Origin of the sequence: Rhodocytophaga aerolata (assembly GCF_030503435.1) — a bacterium.
GTDB lineage: Bacteria > Bacteroidota > Bacteroidia > Cytophagales > 172606-1 > Rhodocytophaga > Rhodocytophaga aerolata.
The window spans coordinates 39710-63182 of sequence record NZ_JAUKPO010000026.1 but is presented as its reverse complement, the minus strand read 5'-3'; the positions used below and the strand labels follow the sequence as shown (position 1 = coordinate 63182).

At 42.2% G+C, this 23473-nt stretch carries 13 protein-coding genes; 5 read left to right on the top strand and 8 right to left on the bottom strand.

Annotation, left to right across the window (positions count from 1 at the left end; translation table 11 throughout):
• The first annotated feature begins 45 nt into the window (after positions 1–45).
• Positions 46–5880, top strand: coding sequence for a carboxypeptidase-like regulatory domain-containing protein (locus Q0590_RS28065; RefSeq protein WP_302040970.1), 5835 nt, complete (start codon positions 46–48; stop codon positions 5878–5880).
• A 47-nt stretch (positions 5881–5927) separates the two neighbouring features.
• Entirely contained in the window at positions 5928–6482 is a 555-nt protein-coding gene (locus tag Q0590_RS28060; RefSeq protein WP_302040969.1) for a M28 family metallopeptidase, read from the top strand.
• Between the two features lie 205 nt (positions 6483–6687).
• Here the strand turns inward: Q0590_RS28060 and Q0590_RS28055 are convergent, their stop codons facing one another.
• Positions 6688–7068 (bottom strand): winged helix-turn-helix transcriptional regulator, encoded by a 381-nt coding sequence (locus Q0590_RS28055; protein ID WP_302040968.1) that lies wholly within the window; start codon positions 7066–7068, stop codon positions 6688–6690.
• Between the two features lie 108 nt (positions 7069–7176).
• On the opposite strand from Q0590_RS28055, the gene Q0590_RS28050 reads away from it, so the two are divergent.
• Positions 7177–7674, top strand: coding sequence for a group II truncated hemoglobin (locus Q0590_RS28050; RefSeq protein WP_302040967.1), 498 nt, complete (start codon positions 7177–7179; stop codon positions 7672–7674).
• A gap of 498 nt (positions 7675–8172) precedes the next feature.
• Positions 8173–9150 carry a bifunctional helix-turn-helix transcriptional regulator/GNAT family N-acetyltransferase gene (locus Q0590_RS28045; protein ID WP_302040966.1) on the top strand — a complete coding sequence of 326 codons (978 nt, stop codon included), beginning with the start codon at positions 8173–8175 and terminating at the stop codon, positions 9148–9150.
• A gap of 353 nt (positions 9151–9503) precedes the next feature.
• On the opposite strand, the gene Q0590_RS28040 is transcribed toward Q0590_RS28045, so the two are convergent.
• The 6 genes from Q0590_RS28040 to Q0590_RS28015 form a co-directional block, all read right to left on the bottom strand.
• Entirely contained in the window at positions 9504–10322 is an 819-nt protein-coding gene (locus Q0590_RS28040) for a glycoside hydrolase family 16 protein (RefSeq protein ID WP_302040965.1), read from the bottom strand.
• Between the two features lie 347 nt (positions 10323–10669).
• On the bottom strand, positions 10670–11194 hold the full coding sequence (locus Q0590_RS28035) for a VanZ family protein (RefSeq protein ID WP_302040964.1): 525 nt from the start codon (positions 11192–11194) through the stop codon (positions 10670–10672).
• A 204-nt stretch (positions 11195–11398) separates the two neighbouring features.
• Positions 11399–12055 carry a DUF4279 domain-containing protein gene (locus tag Q0590_RS28030; protein WP_302040963.1) on the bottom strand — a complete coding sequence of 219 codons (657 nt, stop codon included), beginning with the start codon at positions 12053–12055 and terminating at the stop codon, positions 11399–11401.
• A 113-nt stretch (positions 12056–12168) separates the two neighbouring features.
• Positions 12169–13866 (bottom strand): assimilatory sulfite reductase (NADPH) hemoprotein subunit, encoded by a 1698-nt coding sequence (cysI, locus tag Q0590_RS28025; RefSeq protein ID WP_302040962.1) that lies wholly within the window; start codon positions 13864–13866, stop codon positions 12169–12171.
• 49 nt (positions 13867–13915) lie between these two features.
• Positions 13916–15724, bottom strand: a complete 1809-nt coding sequence (locus Q0590_RS28020; protein WP_302040961.1) for an assimilatory sulfite reductase (NADPH) flavoprotein subunit — start codon at positions 15722–15724, stop codon at positions 13916–13918.
• Positions 15725–16029: 305 nt separating this feature from the next.
• Complete coding sequence (locus tag Q0590_RS28015; RefSeq protein ID WP_302040960.1) at positions 16030–16923, bottom strand: LysR family transcriptional regulator; 894 nt, start codon at positions 16921–16923, stop codon at positions 16030–16032.
• A 401-nt stretch (positions 16924–17324) separates the two neighbouring features.
• Here Q0590_RS28015 and Q0590_RS28010 point away from each other — a divergent pair, with 401 nt between their 5' ends.
• Positions 17325–18899, top strand: coding sequence for a GAF domain-containing protein (locus tag Q0590_RS28010; RefSeq protein ID WP_302040959.1), 1575 nt, complete (start codon positions 17325–17327; stop codon positions 18897–18899).
• Between the two features lie 371 nt (positions 18900–19270).
• Here the strand turns inward: Q0590_RS28010 and Q0590_RS28005 are convergent, their stop codons facing one another.
• A complete protein-coding gene (locus tag Q0590_RS28005) occupies positions 19271–23326 on the bottom strand; it encodes an ATP-binding protein (protein ID WP_302040958.1) in 4056 nt (1351 codons plus the stop codon).
• Between the last annotated feature and the right edge of the window lie 147 nt (positions 23327–23473).

Genomic DNA, 23473 nt, shown 5'->3' with positions numbered 1-23473 from the left:
TAGCATTTTCCTCATTGGCTAATCAAAATTACCTGCAGCTATTTTATGAAAAAACATTTACTGCTTTTTACCCTGTTTGCTCTTCCCTTGCTGGTAGCCGCGCAGAGCCTGACGCATAGCAGCCGGACAAGCTATTACACCTACATTTATCAACTAAGGAATGAGGAGGCAAAAAGAATCTATACGAAAGATTTAGATGTAGTTAACCAAGCGTATTTTCATACGGCCGTAGATTCTTTTCCGACAGGCAAAGACTATCATAGAGACTTACCTTATGGCCACTATTTATTTACCTATGCTGAGGGAGGAGACCTGGTGTATGAATTCAAGCCAATAAGCAACGTTCAGGTACAACTGCTGAATAACAAAGTGGATTTATCTATTCTGGTAACTGATACTTCCGGGCATCCAATTGAAGAAGCCACAATGCATCTACGAAATAAGAAGATTGCTTTTGATAAAAAAGCTGGTGCGTATTTGCAGAAAAGAACAAGCCGGAAAGGATTGCTAAGTATCCACTACCAGGGCTTTACTTCTTATCATCATATTGACACCAAAAATAAACAGCCTTTTTTGAGAAAAGTTAAAAACAGAATTGTTTACACAAAACCTGTTTACTGGGTCTGGAAACCAATCAGAGATGTGGTAAAAACGATCAGGTATGGGTATCCGGAAGGGTGGATTAGAAGAATAGCCGGCATATTCAACCCGGATGAGTTTAGGGAGCATGACACAAAATACCGGGGCTATATGGCATTTAATAAACCGCTGTACATGCCCGGTGATACCGTAAAATTCAAAGCTTTTATCCTAAAAAAACGGGGAACACCTATTCATCCTGATTTGCAGGTAGTGCTCCATACTTCACAAGGCGGTAAAACGCTTACCACCCTTCAGCCTTACCGCAAAGGCGGCTATTTTTATGAGTTTGTTCTGCACGACAGCCTGCAATTACACCTGGACAAAAGGTATGGTATATCCCTAGAGAGAAAAAAATTCCGGTCAGTGATGTATGGCTCTTTTGAGCTGGAAGCCTATGAACTAACCTCCAACTCCTTTAACCTCAGAAGCGACGTAACTACACACCATAGCGGCACACCTGTTTCTCTGTATGCTCAGGGAAAAGATGAAAATGACTTACCAGTTGCAGATGCCACCCTACAACTTACTATTACACCTGAGCAGGTAATCCATTTCAGCGGAAAACAGGCTTTTGTGAAGGATACCCTCTGGCATTACCAGCAGAAACTAGATCCGGTTGGAGAAACAAAAATAGTATTGCCGGACAGTATTTTTCCAGCTGTATCTCTAGACTATAGCCTTCATGCTGTATTCCTTAATTCAAACAATGAACGTCATTACCAGACCTTAAAACTACACTATATCCATTCTCCGCAGGAAATAAATCTTACGCTAGACAAAGATAGTTTACTCGCAACATATCTGGTAGCAGGCAAACCACAGCAAGTAGATGCCCAGCTTTCTACCTGGCTACATGGGCAGGAAAAACCGGAAATTACTATGGTGAAACTTCCGTTCAAGAAAGCCTTAAACCCGTATGCCTTCAATTATGAATGCCGGGTTAAAAGTTTGACAAAAAGTTTTTTTCTTAGGGAAGAAGATCCCCTGTTGCAATGTTACTCCCAACGAACCGCTGATTCCCTTTTTATATCGGTGGACAATCCGCGTAAACTTCCGTTTTACTATACCATATACCGGAAAAACCAGGCAATTGACAGAGGCACTGGCAACACAATGAATTTTGCTTCAAAAGTAACCACACCGGGCAATTACTTTATCTCGCTGCAATACATCTGGTCGGGTGAGGTGCAGGAAAGAGAGTATAGCATACCATTTCAACACAACCAGCTAACTGTTACGGTCAATCAGCCAATGGTAGTAAACCCAGGTCAACAAGCACAGATTAATATTCTGGTGACAGATGCCGAAGGATCGCCAGCAAAGGATGTAGACCTCACGGCCTATGCAGTTACCAGAAAATTTAAAAACGCCTCTGCACCTGAACTTCCGTATATGGGCAAAACCTACAAAAGCCGGAAAGGTCTCCACCAATTTGACCTTGACCACAAATTCTCCAAGGATGCCGTGGCAAACCGCCCGCTTGACTGGCAGTACTGGAATCCGGAGATGGGCCTGGATAGTATAGCTTATTTCCAGTTTCTTTATCCTGAGAAGGGAATTTTTACACAGTATATTTCCACTTCGGATAGCATTTCTCTATTTGCTCCCTTTGTCGTGCAAAATGGCCAATTGCTGCCAGTTTACCTGATCTACCTGGATAACCGGCCTATCTATTACCGGAATGCAGATGTTGAACAGAGATACTCTTTCCGGATAAGTAGCGGCTACCATACCCTGAAATTACGGACCATAGATAAACTTATCTCGATTGATAGTGTACGCATAAAACCGAATAGTAAACTAGTACTGAGTGTAGAGGCAAACGCTGTACATCCGCAAGTGAAAACCGAGGAAATAAAAAAAGAATATAGCCTGCAGGAACAGCAGCTGCTTAACCGCTATGTGATGCATATGGAATATACACCTGGTAAAAATGCTTACCTGAAACAAGGAGAGTTTATTCAACCTATTCCATTCCGCTTGTCAAACTACTACAGCAAAAACACGCTTATTACTGGTGTATTTATGCCCTCCCCTATGCAATATATCTTGAGAGATGGTTTCACCACCTCCTTTACTTTCGAGCCATTATATACCTATGAGTTTTCTGAGCAACTGCTAAAGATGCGCAGCATCAATCCGCAAAATTTTTACAAATACAGACTTCACCCAGATTACAAGGAGATATATCCCAATTTTTCAGAGCAACCTTACCGTCAGACGGAGATTGATTCCTTGTGGGCCTGGCAGAAAGAAGCCCGTATAGCCAGAAAGCACCAATACAGCTACGCTACAACGACCACAAAAGAATTTGGTAAACTCATTCTTCATCAGATGGCTTTGCCAGACAGTGCCGAACAACGCATTAAAGGAGTGCTGCTGTTCCGGAAAGAAGACCCTAACTACTTGCAAGTATATCCGGCTACTTCCAACACGTTTCATCAACTGAATCCTGGGCACTATAAGGTAGTACTGCTGTTGTATTTCAACGAATTTATTGAGACAGATTTCTTTGATGTGCAATTTGGCGGCAGCACCTACCTCACTATTAAGGATCTTCCGGTTCAGTTGCCCACTGAGTTCAGCCGGAAAGCAGCTCACTTATTAGAGGAAGAAGTATTCAGTGTAGCCGAGGAAAAAAAGAACTTGCAGGAAGTAAAAGAAAATTACTACAATACCTACAACATCACTCCTAGCGGTAGCTTTACACACCTAATCACCGGGCAGGTAACAGATTCAAATGGGGAGGCTTTACCAGGCGTAAATGTATTAGTCAAAGGAACCAAGATTGGCACTGTCACCAATATGGATGGCTTTTATCAGCTATATGTCCCCTCAAATGGTGTACTAGTATTCTCCTATATCGGTTTTAGCACAGATGAAATACTCGTTGGCTCCAAAGATGTGATAGACGCACAGCTGCTGGAAGATGTAAAACACTTATCTGAAGTGGTAGTTGTTGGGTATGGTGAACAGCGGAGAGTAAGTTTAACTGGTGCGGTCACAACAGTAGCTCCCCTGCAAGGCCGGGTAGCTGGTGTACAGATATCTGATTCTGTTGATTTGAGGGGTATCTCCTCCTTAGATGCCAACAATACGCCACTCATTCTTATAAATGGGGTACCTTATAATGGTATGCTGGCAGACATTGATCCTGCCTATATTACTAAAACACAAGTACTGAAAGGAGAAGCAGCCAAAGCCTTGTATGGAGAAAGAGCAAGGAATGGAGTGGTTATGATTACTACTTCGTTATTTTCACTATCCACTAAAAACGATACATCATCCAAAAATTTTGAAACAACGGCAGATCTTTCCGGAGCTGCCAGCCTGCGCAATAAGTTTTCCGACTATGCGTATTGGCAACCAAGGTTAAAGACCAACAAACAAGGCAAAGCCGTTTTTAACATTACTTTTCCAGATGACGTTACTACCTGGCGCACCTTTGTACTAGCTATGGATGGACGGAAACGTTCCGGACTTTCCGAAAGTACGATCAAAGCATTTAAGCCTGTAGTAAGTACGCTGGCAGTACCTAGATTTCTAGTAGAAGGAGATAGCAGCCTTGTTATCGGAAAAACCATGAACTATACTTCTGATACTTTGTCGCTTTCTACGGCCTTTATTTTGAATGGGAAAACCGTAAATGCTTCTACTAGCCGGGTGATGCATACGCTGGTTGACTCCTTGCAAATCGGGGCTGCAACTCCTGATTCAGTAGAGGTAAGCTACGTTTCCACACAAACTGGAGGGGAACAAGACGGTGAAAAACGCTATATTCCTGTTTTCCTTAAAGGCACGCCGGAAACAAAGGGTGTATTCGCAAATCTGGATACAGATACTACCCTTACACTCAATTTTGATCCGGCTTTAGGCAAGGTAAACATGTATATCCAGGGAGATATACTACAAGTGCTGTTAGACGAAATAGAAGAAATTAAGCAGTATGAATATGATTGTAACGAACAGGCAGCTTCTAAACTGATCGCCTTACTGCTAGAGAAAAAAATAAGAACCAGCCTAGGTGAATCATTCAAAGGAGAACAAGAAATTTTAAAGCTTATAAACAAATTGCAATCGGCACAACGTAAAGATGGAACCTGGGGCTGGTGGCCAACCTCCTCCCCTACACTCTGGATAAGCTCACATGTAACAGAAGCCTTAGTGATGGCACAAAAATCTGGGTATCAGGTCAGGTTCAATAAACAAGCCTTACAAGATTACCTCATGTTTGAAATGGAAAACGCCAGAGCAAGCGATAAGCTCAGATTCCTGCTTCTGTTGAAAACACTGGAGGTCAAAGTTGATTACCCGAGATCTATGGAATCTCTTTCAAAAGATACTTCTCTTAGTGTACATGACCAACTTCAGCTAATTGAACTGCAACAGCAAACAGCTTTGCCTTATAGTCTGGACTCACTTAATAAATACAAACAAACTACCTTAACAGGCGGTATGTATATTAGCAAAGTATCGGGAAAAGAAGGGCAGCATTTAACAGATAATGCCATCACCAATACAGTGATAGCTTACCGGATTTTGAAAGCCAGCGGTGGCCATGAAAAAGCCTTACAGGCTATACGCAGGTATTTTCTGGAAAGAAAAAACAATGGACACTGGCGTAATACCTATGAATCGGCGTTGATTCTAACAACCATCCTGCCTGATGTGCTGACAAAGGGTAAGCTGCCTGCCTCTACACTTACCTTGCAAGGCGATTTACAAGCAACCATAAGCAATCTTCCTTACCAGGCCGAGTTTACACCAGGTCAGCCGCTCATTCTACAAAAGTCAGGTAAACGTCCGGTATATGTATCTGCCTTTCAGCAATACTGGAATGCACTGCCAGGGCCAGTTGAAAAAGATTTTATCATACAAACATTTATAGACAATAAGTCCTCTGATCAGGTACAGGTAAAAGCAGGTAAGCCGGTAAAGTTAGTAGTGGAGGTTGAGGTGAAACAGGATGCTGAATATATAATGCTGGAAGTACCCATTCCGGCTGGCTGCTCTTATGTCGAAAAAAGAGCGAATTACTCCTTTGAAGTGCACCGGGAGTATTTTATACATAAAACTAGTATCTTTTGCCAACAGCTAATGAAAGGTACGTATCAATTTACTATACATCTATTGCCCAGATATTCAGGCACCTATACCCTCAATCCGGCTAAAGCTCAGTTGATGTACTTCCCGGTCTTTTACGGCAGGAATGCGTTAAAGAACGTAACAATCAAGTAATACCTACTTTTTTCCGTAACAACTTTTATCAGAGTATAGCAGAACTTTTGTCGAAATATCCTACCAAACGCTCGGCCTTGTTTATTCTTTTTACAGGAGAAGAAGTAGGATTGTTAGGTAGCAAATGGTATGTAGATCATCCCCTGGTGCCTTTAGATAAAATGGTGTTTTGTCTCAACTCAGACAATAGGGGCTATACTGATACAAGTCTGATTACCGTTGTTGGTCTTGGCCTCACCACTGCCGATGAGAGTCTAAACCAAGCTGCCATACCTTTTGGACTGAAAGTAATAGATGACCCTGCCCCTGAGCAAAACCTGTTCGATCGGTCAGACAACCTACATTTTGCCCAGAAAGGAATACCTGCGCCTACGATTAGTATGGGTTTTACCAGTTTTAATGAAGAGATAAAAAAATATTATCACCAGGCTGCTGACAATCCCAATACCTTAGATTATGAGTATCTGTTTAAGTTTTTTCAGGCGTATGTATTAGCCGGACGAAAAATAGCCAATGACTCCAAAACACCTTTCTGGAAACCCGGTGACAAATACGAAGCGGCAGGCAAAAAATTATACAATAGCCAACTCAGCACAAAGTAATCGAAAAAAGGGTAGGTTTGAAAGTAAAATACTTACAAGCCTTTTTGGGGCATTTTACTAATTCTAGGTATGGAATGCGGTTTAGGCAACGGACTATCTCGTCTTAGTAAATGAAAAACAAAATAAAAACTGTAGGTCACGTAAAGGAGATGCTCGAATACCTACCCTATCAAATTACTGGGTTGTTTGCAGCAAGCCAGCTTGTTTACTTCTGTGGAAGCTGCTCAACTACCTGGCCAAACCTTTGGGCATAGACCTCTCCAAACTTACTGATTTCGCTTATTAGTGAAGAGATACCTCTACCAAACTCAGACAAGCTGTATTCCACCCTTGGCGGCACCTGTGCATAAACAGTTCTGGTAACAATGCCTGCTTGTTCTAATTCCCGAAGTTCCCGGATAAGTGCCTTCTCAGAAATAGTGATTATACATTTCTTCAGCTCACTGAATCGCAAGGTCTGCTCTTGCAAATACCAGATAACTACGCCTTTCCATTTACCTCCGACTACATCCATGGCCACTTCTACCGGACAGTAATAGGTTTTTTCTCCGATGATAATATAGTATGTTTTATCTTTTTTTTGCACAAGCTTAAATTTAATGGCTTGATAAACAGTAAAACTAACCAAACCATCTATAGCTGACAAATCTGTCAGTACTTCCTTTTCTGCTTTTATTCATTTAGCTTAGATACTATGGAAACGATACCCAATACACCCAATCCTATCCCTACTTTGTATCAGTGGGCAGGAGGCAAAGAAGTCTTTGAGAAGCTTACTAGCCTCTTCTACCAAAAAGTAAACGCCGATGAATTACTCAGTCCGGTTTTCGAGCATATGTCTAGTGAGCATGCTAAACATGTAGCCTTTTTTATTGCACAGGTTTTTGGAGGGCCTGCACTCTATACAGAACAGGCGAAGGGCAGCCATTCCCGGATGGTGGCTCATCACATAGGCAAAAACTTAGATGAAAAGCAACGAAAACGTTGGATACACCTGTTAATAGAAACGGCTGATGAAATAGGACTAGCAGATGATGCGGAGTTCCGTTCTGCTTTTGTGGCTTACTTGGAGTGGGGTAGCCGAATAGCTGTGATCAATTCGCACACCACCACCAATCCGGTAGGTGAAAGTGAGCCCATGCCGGCGTGGGGATGGGGAGAAACCAAAGGCCCTTACCAGGCTGAGAAGTAAAAAAAACTATTTTATTCAGCATTACAACGCTTTGTATTAATTTTATTAAACCCACGGACTATATACTTGGTATTCCGGCAAGTGCAGCCAACAGATTATATTTTAGTTCAGACATAAGTCCGAGGACTAATATTAATTGTCCTTTTTAGTGCTTTAGGGTAGGAAAAACGATAACACTCATCAAACTTTATGCAAATATGAGTATCCCTTGAAAATTAATCCCCTCCCCTGCCAGTTATTGCTCCAATTAACTATAACAAACTTATATAAATTAGATACTTCTGACTATTCCGTGCATTCTGTAAATAAATGGCTGTGAGCTGTAGCACCACTCAAGTGAAAAGCTAGGCAAGATAATGATTTTTATTGGCCAAATAAGCTAATCTAACCAGCTTAGGACCAACATTCAATAATTATTGCAAAAACAGTGAGGCTAGAAAATATGATGCCACACATACTTTTGGCATTCCTACATTTTATCTTACTACTTGCTTGACTTTGTCAAATATTTTAATTGACTTTGTCAATCAATTAGTTATTACAGGCATGCAGCAAACTCAGTTTATAGAGTCTGTGAGGGAGTTTAACCGGTTTTATACCCTCCAGCTGGGGTTACTTAATCAATCTATCCTCAACAGTGAGTATTCGCTCGCACAAGTCAGGATTTTGTACGAACTGGCTCATACCACAGCAAGCACATCCACGCATTTATGTAACAGCCTGCATATGGATGCAGGTTATGTAAGCCGCAACTTAAAAATCCTGGAAAAAGCGCAACTACTTACAAAACAAAAGTCAGTAGAGGACGCCAGAAGTGCATGCATTCATTTAACCGACCTGGGAAAAAAGGTTTTTGAACAACTTACGGCAAAATCCAATGGGCAAATTGACGCACTGACCAGCAACCTGTCTTTCCCACAAAAACAGAAACTACTGGAAGGTATGCAAACCATCAACTCCTTGTTAGCCGATGCCACTACTACTAGGCGACAGCTCACCATTCGCACACAGCTACAATCTGCCGATTTAGGCTATCTTATTTATTTGCATGGCTTACTCTATCAAAAAGAATACAAGTACGGTATCGACTTTGAAGCCTATGTGATAGAGAGTGTGTATGAATTTTATAAACAGTATGATCCTGCCACTAACCGCATCTGGCTGGCAGAAGATGAGGGAAAAACGGTAGCCAGTCTGGCATTAATGAACCGCGGAAAAGCAGCCCAGCTTCGGTATTTTCTTATGTTGCCCGAGTACCGGGGACAAGGATTAGGGAAAAGAATGATGGATTTATTTATGGAGTTTCTTCATCAATGCAACTATCAATCCTGCTACTTGTTAACCACCCATGAGCAGCAAGCAGCTGCAAATTTATACCGCTCTTATGGATTTGAGCTGACAGAAGAAAAAGAATCGACAGCATTTGGTAAACCTGTACGGGAACAACGCTATGAGCTATTTTTACTTAAATCCTAATCTATTAACTTATCCCAGCTGAAGGTTGCCGATATCCGCTTCAGAGGCAAAAAGGATTACCCATCTAATACTATTTTTGCACCCACTCATTTTTCTGATATTGGTTCCTAGTTTCTGTTTCAACATTTTTCCATTTTTCGGGTGTAGCTATGGAAGTTGCCATGAGCTGTACGGCATATACTAATTCATTGTGGTGCGTGTTTTCACACCACCTCTGTTGTAAACTTCTCTTTTTAAAATAACTTTTTTAGGCAACTTTCCTGTGCAATTCGGGGAAGATTTATTTTGAGCCACTTTTCATCGGTACATAAGACATCCAATCCACCTCTAACTCATAGGGCTGTAGCGGTTTTTCAAGGGAAAGAGCATTGGTTTCTACTGACCAGTCCTTGGTATGCCAAAAAATTCATCCGGTAACGTGTGCGGTGTTGCGGAATACCTCTAGTAGATCCCTGGTACTCCCACAACACAATTGTTTCACCTGTCGTGGGATGAAGCATCCACCAGCGGATTCTGTCGGGATACCAATCAAAGCCATAAGTATAAAACTGGGAAGAAGCGTCGTAGCCTTCAATAGCCGCAATGGTCTCCGGCTGATTTTGCCTACCGGTTAACGGGGTTCTTACACCCTTATGATCCTCCCGGTAGTGAGTATCATAGATTACACCTTTGGCCAGATTGATGGTTCTTCCTATTCGTTGAAGCTTTCCGTTATGACCAGTCCAGGTGCCTATATAAATGATGCTAGGGTCGGCAAGAAGCCATTCAAAATCAATCTCACTGAGGCCAGGAATACTATCTACATGGTAAGTAAAATAACCTACCACGGCTCCAACATTTGGCTGGATACTTTTGGCAGCCGGAACTTTGAGGCGTGCCGCATAGCTACCAAAATGGGTAAATTCTTTTGAAATAATTTCGGGTCCACGCCCTGCACCGGCACTATCAGCTGGATCTATCTTAAAGGAAAGAACTTTGGAGCCTACTAGTGTCACAGAATTCGTACCCATCCTGTATTTAAAAGGGGTTTTGTTTCCAGTAGATCCGTATTCAAAGTAGCGGGAGGTAGAACGGGTAAAATCCTCGACAAAGGACTGATGATACGTGTTGGTTTGGGCAATGGCAACAAAAGTGATGAACCATAAAAGGACTGTTATTTGTAGGTGTTTCATAAAGGCAAGTGGGTTGACGTAGCAAGAAATCTACAAAAAAGTAAGCAAAACTGAGCAAATGTATTGACAGACTTCTAAAGGCTCTACTAAATTTAGTACAGAGGAAGTAAAATAAATGTTGTATCGCTTACTTATTACTGTAGAATAAAGGGTACATGGTATAAATATTTATCTTTAGAAGACAAGCCCTAAAAATTAGCTGCCATTGTACCCTACTTGAAACTTCTGTTTCTTCACTAAGCACAAAAGCAAACTTACCGAGCCTTCGGCTTTGTACATTTGGTGAGCAGATCAGTTGACCTTCTGGCTTTGTTCCAAAATATACCAGTTGTGATCCATGAACTTTATTACTGATACTTTATTGGCAGCAGCTCCATTTTTAGTAATACGAATAATAAAATCAGTACGAATGTTCCTGTTGCAGCAATTAAGTTGATGAACTTTTGAGATTTGGCTCTATCATTGAATGCTTTGTCCAGCCCTTTAACTATGATTAATCCAATTACAGCGCCTACCGTATTGGTAACTAAATCTGTTACATCGAAAACACCGATACGCAGAATATATTGAAGTGCTTCAACCAGTAAACTAAGTAAGAAGAAAAAGAGGAGTTTTTTACCAAAAAGCCATCTTTCAAATAATATTCCTGCATAGATGCCGAGTGGTACAAAAATTATTACGTTCAAAATGTTTTCACTCGTTAAGAATACTTGTTGACTGAACGGAATTAAGTTTGCTGTTCTGTTGCCCATATAAGAAAAACGCACTCCGAACTTTAATAGCAAAATCCAGTACAAGGCAATCAAATAAATTATAAATAAACCAGTGGTTAACCTGTGAGTTACCTGATCGACTTTTGATTGTTCTTTCATGTTTTTTGCAAGCCCATCCTTTAACAAGTGTATGAATAACTACCGGTACGTAGGTAACATGGCTTTTCGTAAAACACTGAGCAATCGATTGGTTGTCAGATTGACGAACAACAGATCGAGTGCAGCCGTTTAACCTTGGCCCCACGATCTAACGCTACGAGTTTGCGGCATGGTAGTGGATGAACGAAGGTAGCAGAAGTAGCGTTAATTTTTAAAAAAATTTCCTTCTGCATACAGGTCAAAATCAATGCTGAGTGCTAGGGCGGCCATTCGCTTTACATTTTCTTTGGTAAGATAATGTCCGCCAAGCATAGTGTTGCCATTATGGAAAACAGACCCAACCTGAATAAGGATATCAGCCTGGTTGGCTAAAGCTAGCACCCCTTTCTTGTCTTGTTCTAATGCATCCAGTAGCTTATTCAGTTTATCTTCGAAGGCATCTGGTTCTGGGTTAGGCTCAAAATGAAAACCACTATTCCTATGAACTGATTTACCAGAATTTGCCACATCGCCTTTGCTCCATCCTTTACTGGGTATAAGTTTTGTTAAGGAAGAAAGCTGCTCAAAAGTTAATGTGTTTGATATTGCACTAAAGAAAACCGTATGATACGCCTCTGTACTAACGTCTCGAACTCTAATACCGGGTTTAGTATCAAGGTAAACCGCCAGAAAGAACTTTTCATTTAAGATGGGAAAATAAACAATAGCTGACCCATCGAAACTATCTTTGTCTACTCGCAGCACCTTAGGCTGATTTTTCTCATAGACAACATCATGAATATCCAGCAGTTGCTGGGTTGACCCTAACCGTCTATGCTCAATTTTTTCAATGGCTGTTTGAATAATCCGGGAGTCTGTCATAGTAGTTCTGCTATCGTAAGTTTCAGGCGCGAACGCAACTTTCAGCGTAAAATTTGCTGTAGATTAGGCGTCGGCAATGTGACAGGTCAAGGTCATAGCTGGTACTATTATTACTACCGGATTGTAATAGGCCTATCTGTAGCTTCAACAATTTTTTTCCGGATAACAAAATCACCAAAATGCTCGTGTTCTTGTCTTTCCTGGGCATAAGCGGCAATAATAGGTTCGAGGGCCTCAATAATGGCTTCTTCCGAAAGCATCTCTTTATACAAGGAGTTTAGCCGGTCGCCATTGTGGCTGGCACCTAAGTACAAATTATATCTTCCTACAGCCCGGCCAATGAAGCCAATTTCTCCCAGCGAAGAGCGGGCGCAGCCATTCGGGCATCCGGTCATGCGGATGTTAATTTCATGGGCTTCCAGACCATTATTTCTTATGACAACCTCCAGTTTATCGATGAGGGAAGGCAGATATCGTTCGGCTTCAGCAAAAGCAAGGCCACAGGTATTGAGGGCAACGCAGGCCATAGAACTCCGCCGGAGTCCGGTTAATTTGGGGTGATTGCGTACGCCATACTTGATTAAAATACTCTCAATTACGCTTTTATCATCTTCTGCTACATTGCCGATAATTAAGTTCTGGTTTCCGGTAAGGCGCATGTCTCCTTTCAGCATAAGGGCTACCTCTCTCAGCGCTTTTTTCAGCTCATATCCTTTTTCATCTTTCACCCGGCCATTTTCTACAAACAGGGTATAAAACCATTTGCCATTGCTCCCCTTCAGCCAGCCATACTGGTCGCCGTTAGTTTGGAACTGATAGGGTCTGGGTTTTTCCAATTCCCAGCCTAAGCGGGCATTCATTTCCCGGACAAACCATTCCAGCCCTCTTTTATCGATGGTGTATTTGAGCCTGGAATTTCTCCGGTTGGCACGGTTGCCGTAATCCCTCTGAATGGTAATTACCTTTTCTGAAGCTTCTATCACTTTCTCTTTGGGTACAAACCCAATAATGTCAGCGAGCCTTGGATAGGTTTCTATTTCTCCAAAAGTACTGCCTAATCCGCCACCCACGCAAATATTAAAGCCTTTCAGTTCGCCGTTTTCTTCAATCGCAATTAAGCCCAGATCATTGGCAAACACATCAATATCATTTCTGGGTGGAATGGCTATGGCAATTTTAAACTTGCGGGGCAGATAGGTTTCCCCATAAATAGGTTCTTCATCGGGCGTGCCCGCTACTTTTTCCTGATCCAGCCAGATTTCATGGTAAGCGGTGGTTTTCGGTATGAAATACTCACTTAGTTCAACCGCTATATTATACACCTCTTCATGTATGGGAGACTGGTAAGGATTCGGGGTACACATCACATTCCGGTTCACATCTCCGCAGGTAGCAATGGTGCTTAATAAGGTTTCGTTTACTGCCTTAATGGTAGGTTTGAGGTGGCGTTTTAAAATCCCATGAAACTGGAACGATTGCCTGGTTGTAAGTTTCATGGTTCCATTTCCATATATATCCGAAAGTTCATCCAGGGCTAGCCATTGCTGCGGGGTGGTAATTCCGCCAGCCACCCGTACCCGTACCATAAACTGATATAAGGGCTCCAGTTTCTGCTTTTTGCGCTCACTTTCCAGGTCGCGGTCGTGTTGCTGGTAGGAGCCATGGTATTTAATCAGCTTTACATCGTCGGGATGCAAAGCGCCGGTTAAGGGATTGCTCAGACTCTCCTGGATGGTTCCCCGCAGGAAATCACTCTTTTCTTTTATATATTCATCCGCAGATAATTCCTGCTGTGTTAGTGGCTCTTGCATGCTGCTTATTGTTTCTTAGTAAACGACTACACTTATCTGATTGATTGCCCTAATAAATATCTGTCTGGTAGCGGTTCGACAGTTGCAGATATTTTACATATTCTTCGGCCTTTTCCAGGGTTATTCCGCCCTGTTGTTGAATGATGGCCTTCAATGTACGGTCGACATCCTTGGCCATTTGCTTGGCATCGCCGCATATATAAAAGTGGGCTCCATTTTCCAGCCAGTCATACAACTCTTTTCCGTTATCCATCATTTTATGCTGCACATACTGTTTCTGCTGCTGATCTCTGGAGAATGCTACATCTGCTTTGGTAAGAATGCCTGCCTTCAGGTATTGCTGCCACTCTGTTTGATACAGAAAATCGGTGGTAAAGTTGCGGTCTCCGAAGAATAGCCATGAGTTTCCCTCGTGTCCGCAAGCCTCCCGGTGCTGCATAAACGCCCGGAAAGGCGCTACGCCTGTGCCAGGACCAATCATAATAATGGGTGCCTGAGGGTCGTCGGGTAGTTTGAAGCGGGTGTTTTTATCTACAAACACTTTCACTTTGTCATCTACCCTAAACCGGTCTGCCAGGGTTGCAGAACAAAGCCCTTCTTTATGCCGACCATACGCCTGGTAGCGGACTACTGAAACAAGCAGGTGTACTTCCTCTTCTACAGCCGCCTGGGAAGATGCAATAGAATACATTCTGGGATTATTTTTTCTCAGAACAGACAGCAGATCGGTTGCGCTTAATTTATACGGAAACTCTTTGAGTAGATCCAGCAGATCACGTCCGTGCAGATAATTCAATAACTTTTCATTATCCGCCATAATATTTTGCAGCCTGGTACTTCCGGTAAGCTGGGCATATTTTGATAAAGTAACCGAAGAAAGGGGACTCAGTTCATAATCGTAGGTCAATGCCTGGGAAAGTGGTTTCTCTCCATTATGACCTTGTACCAGTTGCGTATCGGAGAGGTTAGTTGTTTTTAATACACCTTCAATCAAGGAAGGAGAATTGGTGCCATATACTCCGAGTGCATCTCCCGGTTCATACTGTAATCCGGAACCTTCCAGGCTCATTTCAAGATGTATCGTTTCCTTGGATGATCCTTTGCCATTCAGGTTGATCTTTTCAAGAATAGTAGCCTCAAACGGATTCTTTCTGGAATATTTTGGCTGGCTTGCCGCAGTTTCTCCGTTGTTTTTTATCTCTACCGCGGGTGTTGCATTTGAATGCTTAGCCATACTTTTGAGCAATTCTTCCTGCCATTTGGCTGCATCCTCTTCATAATCTACATCACAATCTACACGCGGACTTATGCGCTGGGCGCCTAATTTCTCCAGGATGGCATCGAATTCTTTCCCGGTCTGGCAGAAGTCCACATAACTGCTGTCGCCCAGGGAGAGTACAGAGAACTGAATATGAGAAAGATCCGGTGCTTTTTTGCTATGCAGAAAATGGTAGAGTTCCTCAGCTTGCATAGGAGGTTCGCCAATTCCATGGGTACTCACTAGCACAGCAAGGTTGGTAATTTTCTTCAGGTCCCTGGTTTTAAAAGAAGCCATATCCGAAATCTCTACTTCTAGGCCCTGTGCTTTGGCACTGCTTGCCAGGTTACGGGCTAACGCTTCACAATTTCCGGTATGTGTACCATACAAAATGGTTAATTTCTGAGTAGTTACTGCATCAGCCACTTTCCCGTTATTGGTTGTTACACCTAACGGAAGGGATTGGGATACTCCGGTAAGATAGCCACACAGCCATTGAATACTTCCGGAATCCAATCCAGACAATGCTTCACTCAGCTGCGTTACTTGTTTTTCAGAAAATGGGCCTCTTTTTAGTCCTTGCTTAAAATCCATGATCATGTATTTATCAGGTTATGGCGTATAGCTTAAACAGGGTATCCCTGTCTTAAAATTATCATACCCCATCTATACTAATTTTAATGATCCAAAGGTAGTCCAGACGGACATCGTATCCCAATTGCATTTTTTTATCTGTAATAACTTAAAGTTATAGCTATGATAAAAGAAGAAAAGATGAATAAAAAAATCAGGCCGAAAATCAAGGCACACCAATACCAATAAAATGGTTCGAAACGAAAATTATTCCCAATTAAAATGCTCATCACGTTTTGTTGATAAGATTTTAACTGCCGTAGAGTAAATAATTAAATATTATGATTCTGAAGCAAAAAGCGGATAAACAGGGCAGGTAAACCGCCTTCCTGGCCCTGCGGAGTGATAAAGTAAAACGTACGGTGAATGGTAAACTTTTTAATTTCTATAATTTTGATCGTTCCACTTTCCAGTTCTTTCAAAATAGCATGTAAGGATAAAAAAGCCACACAATCGGAATGTTGCAGGTAAGACTTGATGGCTTCTGTACTGCCCAGCTGCATTTCTACAAGCAGGTCTGACAAGCGGATACCCTTTTGTTTCAAGGCATCTGCAATCACTTCCAGCGTTCCTGACCCAGGCTCTCTGAGCAAGAGCGGAATCTTTCTGAGTTCATCCAGGCTGATTTCTTCTTTCTTCGCTAATGGATTTTTACGGCTGCATATCAGCACAATTTCATCCTTTACAAAAGGTGTATAATGCAGTTCCCTGCGTTTGGATTTGCCCTCAATCACTCCTACTTCTATTTGTTTATCTAGTAATGCCTGTTCAATAAGTTCCGTATTGCCACTAAACAGTTCAATCCTCACGTCCTGATGTAGCTTATGAAACCGGGCTAGCAACGGAGGCAATACATATTGTGTAATGGACGTACTGGCGCCTACATGGAGAATGCCTTGGAATAATTGGTTCAACCTGCCTAAATCAAATTCTATTTGCCGGTAAATTTCAAGGATAGCTTCTGTATGTTTGAGCAGCACTTTCCCGGCGGCGGTGAGCACTACTTTATTACCTCTGCGTTCAAAAAGAGCCTGGTTAAAATGGCTTTCCAATTCTTTGATGTGATTGGTAACTGCCGGCTGGGATATGAGTAGTTCTTCGGCTGCTTTAGTAAAGTTAAGCCGCCTAGCCACCGTGTAAAAAACTTTGATCCGGAAATCGAACATGTACAATAGTAAGAATATTTTTATAGATGCTAGCAAAAGTAGTACAACTCAATGCAATTGCTACTGGTTACTAAGAATGGGTAAGCTTCTAAAAGTGTTTCTACTTTCTGCCTTTTAAGATCATGATCAAACATTTTATTCGAAAAACAAGCAAAAATAGAATGAAAAGCAAAATAGAATACTATTCCATGAGCGCACGCCCTACGGGCCATGCGTTAAACTTGTGTGGGGAAGTGTTGTTTGGTCCTGATATTCATATTTATAAAGCGTATTTATAGCAATGCTTACAAAAGTACCTTCTATGATGCTTTTCTACGTGTCTTAACAAAATATTCTCATACTTTCAATTGGACAATACTGTCTACAAGTGTTCGTACGTAAAGTTTACTTCCTTATTCGCAATGCATCTCTTAACTAAAGTCAAAAATAATATTGTCGTTTTTTCTGCATTCCTTATTATCCTTCTGGTTACTTGTAACGCCGGGTTGATTTTCTATAATAAAGGGATTACTGAACAAATGGCCGCCATCAAATCACAGACGGATCAAGTTAAAAAGCTAAATAGCTTAATCTGGGATGATATTATCCGCAATTTTGATGTAGGCTTGCGCGGATATGCCTTAACCAAAGACGCATCTTTACTGAGTCCCTATAAGGAGGCGGTAGCTAAATATCCTGCTTACTTTGAGAGATTAGATTCCCTGCTCAACGTTCAACAGTATCCTCATAGAAATGAATTAACTAGTATTTGGAATGCCTACAATGATTATGTAAAAGTGTGCGATAACATGGTTGCGTTAGCCAGGCAGGATAGTATGGTTCTATTTAACCAGGAACTGATGAAGGACCGTGGAAAAGCTATTTGGCTGCTTTACGAACAATATACCCTTAAGCTTACTGCCTTCGAAGATCAACTTTATATGGTAGCTGTCACAGACTACCAGGCTTCTAATACCCGGACAGCTTACCTGCAAGTGCTGCTTCTGCTCATTGTTATCCCTACTTTGTTATTTATGACAGTACGTATCCGCAGAGACACCAAGGAACGGAAAAAATTATTTGAAGAATTGGAAGTAAACAACCAAACATACCTGTTTAATCCTGGCCAGCAAACACATGCTTTTTCTGAGCGGGAGGTTATTAATCATTCAATTATCAATTTTAAAAAAGCAGCCAGTTTCATCAGCCAGATTTCTCAGGGCAACTACCAGGTAAACTGGGACGGTCTCACGGATGCCAACCACTCGCTCAACCAGACTAACCTGGCAGGAGAACTTGTGCAGATGCGTGAAAAAATGAAGCTGATAAAGCAGCAGGATGAAAAGCGGCTATGGAGTACAGAAGGCTTGTCCCTTTTATCAGAGATTCTACGCTCCCATCATCACCAGCTACAGGAACTTTGCGAGCAGGTAGTCATTTTTGTTGTCAAATATTTAAAAGCCCAGCAAGGGGGGTTATTCCTGCTACGTGAAGAAGAGCAACCGTATCTTGAACTGATGAGTTGCTACGCATTCAACCGCAAAAAATTCATAGAAAAACGTGTGCAACTGGGAGAAGGGCTGGTGGGGCAGGCTTATCGGGAAGGTGACACTTTATTGATTACTGAGGTACCACAGGGCTACACCACCATAACTTCCGGACTGGGGGATGCTACGCCTACCTGCTTGCTGCTGGTCCCTATGCAATACAATGGACAAGTAATTGCTGTTATTGAGCTGGCCGCCTTTGACAAATTTGATTCCTATCAGGTTGAGTGGTTAGAGAAAGTGAGCGAGATTACCGCCTCTACATTGATATCGGTCAAAACAAGTGATCGGACACAGCAGTTGTTGGAGCAATTTAAAGCACAGACTGAACAGATGCGTGCTCAGGAAGAGGAACTACGCCAGAATATGGAGGAGATGGAAGCAACGCAAGAGCAGATGCGCAGGAAAGAAAAAGAACTGGAACGCAGACAAGCAGAAATAAAGCAGTAACATATACTTACCAAGCCGGTCTGTTTTTAGTTGTATTTTATAGGCCTGATACTAGATAGATTTGGTGATTTATCGTCTTTCCAGAAAAAGGGCTTTCTTCAAGCCTACCGCCAATCTCGGCTTGTGAGACAAATATGCAATCCGCTCGACAGCCATACATGAATGATCAAGGGTTAGTAGATTAAACCCGATACAAAGGCAGGAAATTGCATGTGGTGGTCAATGTTCTGGGAGAAATCCTCAACTCGACTCTAACACCGGGGAATGGAGCCAATCAAAATGAGAGCCTATTGCAACGATTATTCAAAAGATTACCGGAATTTGTCTGTCTGACAAAGCGTAGTAATGTGGTGTGGCTCAGAGCTAATTTCTTAAGATAGCAAGGTTTCTTTTGAACTCTGCCGCTTATATTCCATCGGTGTGCATCCATACGCATCTTGAAAGGCCCGGGTGAAATATGACTGGCTGTTAAATCCTACTTTATAGGCAATTTCAGCCATATTTCCTGCATCCTGCCTGATGAGCTCTGTAGCCCGTTGCAAACGGAAAGACTTGATCAGTTCACTAGGTGTTTGTTTTACTAGTGCCTGAAGTTTACGGTTTACCTGTGTACGGCTCATGCCTAGTTCACGGCATAGTTCTTCCACACCAAATGTTTCGTCTTCCATATGCCGTTCGATTATGTGCTTGAGTTGTTCCAGAAATTGATGCTGTTGGGATGGAACCACTACATCGGTAGGCTGTAAACGGAACTCTCTGCCAAACTTTTCACGCAATGCCTGTCTGGTTTGAATTAAATTTTTCACCTTAAGCTGTAATTCTGCCGGCGTAAAAGGTTTGATCAGGTATTCATCTGCACCGGTTTCCAGCCCCTGTAATTTGTTTTCAATGGTACTTCGGGCAGTAAGCAATATTACCGGGATATGGTTGGTCCGTTCATCGTTTTTAATCTGTTCACATAGCGTATATCCATCCATCAATGGCATCATTACATCGCTGATGAGTAGGTCGGGTATAACTTCCAGAGCCTTCTGCAGACCTGCTTTTCCGTTTTCTGCTTCTTCTATTTTATAAAATTCTTCTAATTGTGTATGCAGGTAATACCGTAAATCAGCATTGTCTTCTACCAGCAGAATAACAGGTTTTTCTTCCTGATCAGAACCGGGCATATTCTCCTGGACTATTCCCTTTGTTAATTCAGCTGGCTTATCCCCTGCCGTATCTCTGAATTCGTTAGAGGAAAGGATAGCTATGTTTTCGGCATCAAAATGATCATGGCCCATCACAAAGAAGACAAAGAATGTAGTGCCCTCACCTAATTTGCTTTCTACAGTTATTTCGCCGCCATGCAACAATACAAGTTCTTTGGCTAAAGATAACCCAATACCAGTACCTTCGTACTGCCTTACTGAAGATGAATCCACCTGAAAAAAACGGTCGAATACATAAGGTACCTGCTCTTGTGCGATGCCAATTCCTGTATCGGCAACTTCAATCGCTGCATATTCCTTACCCTGCTTGATAGTTTTAGTAACTTTTACGCAAACTGATCCTTGATCTGTAAACTTTATGGCATTGGCTACCAGGTTGCCTACAATTTTCTCTAGTTTATCTGGTTCATAATACACCCATAACTCTTCCTGGCTAGCCTGAAAAGTTAAGGCCAATCCCTTGGAAGTGGCGGCAGATTCTAATTCCATGGTAATGATACGGACAGCCTCCACTATATTGCCCATAGATACTTTTAGCTTTAACTTATGCGATTCTATTCTGGAGAGGTCCAGTAACTGATTAACCAGCTTCAGTAGATGCCGGGCATTGCGTTGAATGATGGAGAGTTGCTGCTTCACTTTGGGTTCAGGGTTTCCAAATAACAGTGTTTGAACCGGGCCGTTGATCAGGGTGAGTGGAGTACGGAATTCATGGGAAATATTGGCAAAAAAGCGGGATTTAAATTCATCCAGTTCCTGTAACTGCTGCGCCTGTTGTTTTAATTGTTCGGCCTGTGCCATTACTTCTTCTGTCCGGTTGGCTACGATTATTTCCAGTTGTTTATTTTTTTTCCGCAATTGATATGACCTGATCCGTACAAAGCCATACACCAGAGTAGCCAGCAAAATAAGGTACAAAACGTAAAATACTTGTTCCCGGTACCAGGGTGGGGTAATTTTCAGGGGAAACGAAGTAGTGGCAGATTGATAGCCAGATGGGTGTAGGGCCCTGATTTTAAAAACATAAGTTCCCTCCCATAAATTGGTATATTCTCTATATGACTGCTTCTGAAAATCTGACCATTGTTCATCAAACCCCTCTAACATGGATTGGTATCGTATGTGCCCCTCTTCCGGATACGTAGGTGAAGAAAAATTAAACCTAAGGACTGCATTTTTTTTATAAGGCAGCGAAGCCTGCGATTCTTTGAACGCGTATGGCTGCTGATTATAGGTTACTTTTGAGATAATTACCGGTGCAACACCCCTTTTATCTTTATCCCCGGATAAATCATGGTGTAAAACGCCATCGCTTCCGCCATACCAGACTTCCTTTTCCAAAGCAAACAGGCAGGATTCAAAATAGGAAAGACCAGAAGGAACTTTGACTATTTCTGTGCGATAAGCACCGTTAAATGTATTTGTGGCTCTGGCTATCTGGATTATGCCAGTAGCTGTATCTTGTACTTTCAGATACACTTTACCTGCCGCATCCTCTGATGTCCATGGCCTCACTTTTTTTCCTGAAATGCCAAATAGGTCTCCAAAATTAGGCTGTACGTCAAATAATTCCTTTTTCTCATTCCATTGATACACTTGCCTGGTAATTTCATTCCAGACATACAGTTGACCATTAATAAGGTAGGAATACACCTCTCCTTTTGGCAGGTGTTGTGCCGGTCCAAGCTGTGAGATCGTGGGTCTGGAAAAATCCAGGATAGAGTCAGTACTCATGGGGATATGTATTGTATACATCCCATTGGATCTGGTACCCAGCCATAGTTCATTGGGTTTCAATTGCACCAGGTTCCGGATGGCACCCGCTAAGCCACGGATAGCCCCTAGTTCTTGCCATGTTCCTTGCTGATAGGTAAGCAGCGCCAAACCATCGTCAAGGACGGCCCACAGATGCGTAGGATTGAATATAGACGCTTGCATTTTAAAACAGCCTCTGTAGCCATAGTCAAAAAGCGTATCAAGCTTTCCATTTTTCCACTTTTTTATACCAGTTTCAGTTCCCACCAATAATGACTCGTGGTGTGAATAGGTTGTAAATACTTGTCCATGCAGAGAATCGATGTGTTGGAACCTGTGATGTAACGCATCATCACTCTTTTCCAGAAAAAGGCCGTTAGAGGTTAAGACCAGCAACTGTCCCTGATGCTGAGAAATAGACCGGACGGCACCCTTAATGCCCAGCTGTTCATTGATAATTTTTACAGGCGACCCAAAGGCTATTTTGGATATGCCCACCTGCAAACCCAGCCATAAATTTCCATCCCTGTCTGGGAACATATGGAGAATATTTTTATCCTGCAGGCTGCTTTTTTCATTATAGTAGCTAATGAGTTTACCTTGCTTATCTATGACCACCAAACCCGCAGAACCTAAGGCGATATGCGTGTCATTGATATAACAGCCTTTTACTATCAGTGTCTGTTTAAGGTAAGGTGCTGCCTCTGTTTCAAAAAACTCCACCCCCTGCGGACTGTACATATACAACTCGCCCTCTTGTATACCTATCAGTAATTTATCTTTATCATAGGGCAACATCATGGTTACCGGCTTATGTGCAAAGGTAGCTCCGTGTGGCAATTCCTTAAACCCGTTATCTTCCCAATAAACCAGGCCCTTATCTTCCAACACCCCATACAGCTTTCCGTTTACCAGAAATATCCGGTGCAACTTCTGATCAAAGCGGTGGATGGTGAAGGCGTTTCCATCCCATACAAAAAGCCGCTCATAGGTCTGAAAGAATAGTTGTTTATTGTAGTCTATAACTGTCCGGACTCTGTCGAAGCCTCTTTCTTCTTCCGGTAAGCGGTTTACTAAGGATTTATACTCATACTGGCCATATACATTTTCTTGCAGGTATCCCAACTCATTATTTCCGCCTACATACAGAAGGCTGTCAGAGGAGAAAGCTAAGGAGCGGGCATGATCATAATTCGGAAGCGGGGTCAATCGCCATTGTTCATTGTCGAATACGAGCACGCCATCTCCATTTCCAAAAAACATTCTTCCCCGGGAATCCTGGATTATTGCCCAGTTCTGCACGTGTGCTTTATATTCTTTAGGAGAATAATTGCGTATGAAAGGCATCCCCTGGCTTGCTTTGGAAGAAAAAACGGGTCCATCCAGCTGGGCCATAGCCGGGCCAAAGGCAGAAAAATAGCTCAGCCAAACAAAGATCAAAATAATACCTCTAGTTAGCATGATACCAGAAGTTTAGTGGTGGCACCTAAAATCAACTAATTCCCTTTCAAATAATCCACATGTAACAAGAGTGAAAACAAATGAAACATGCGTGAAAAAACGAGTATAAATCAACCTGTTGGCCTTTTGCTTTATCTCGTCCATGTA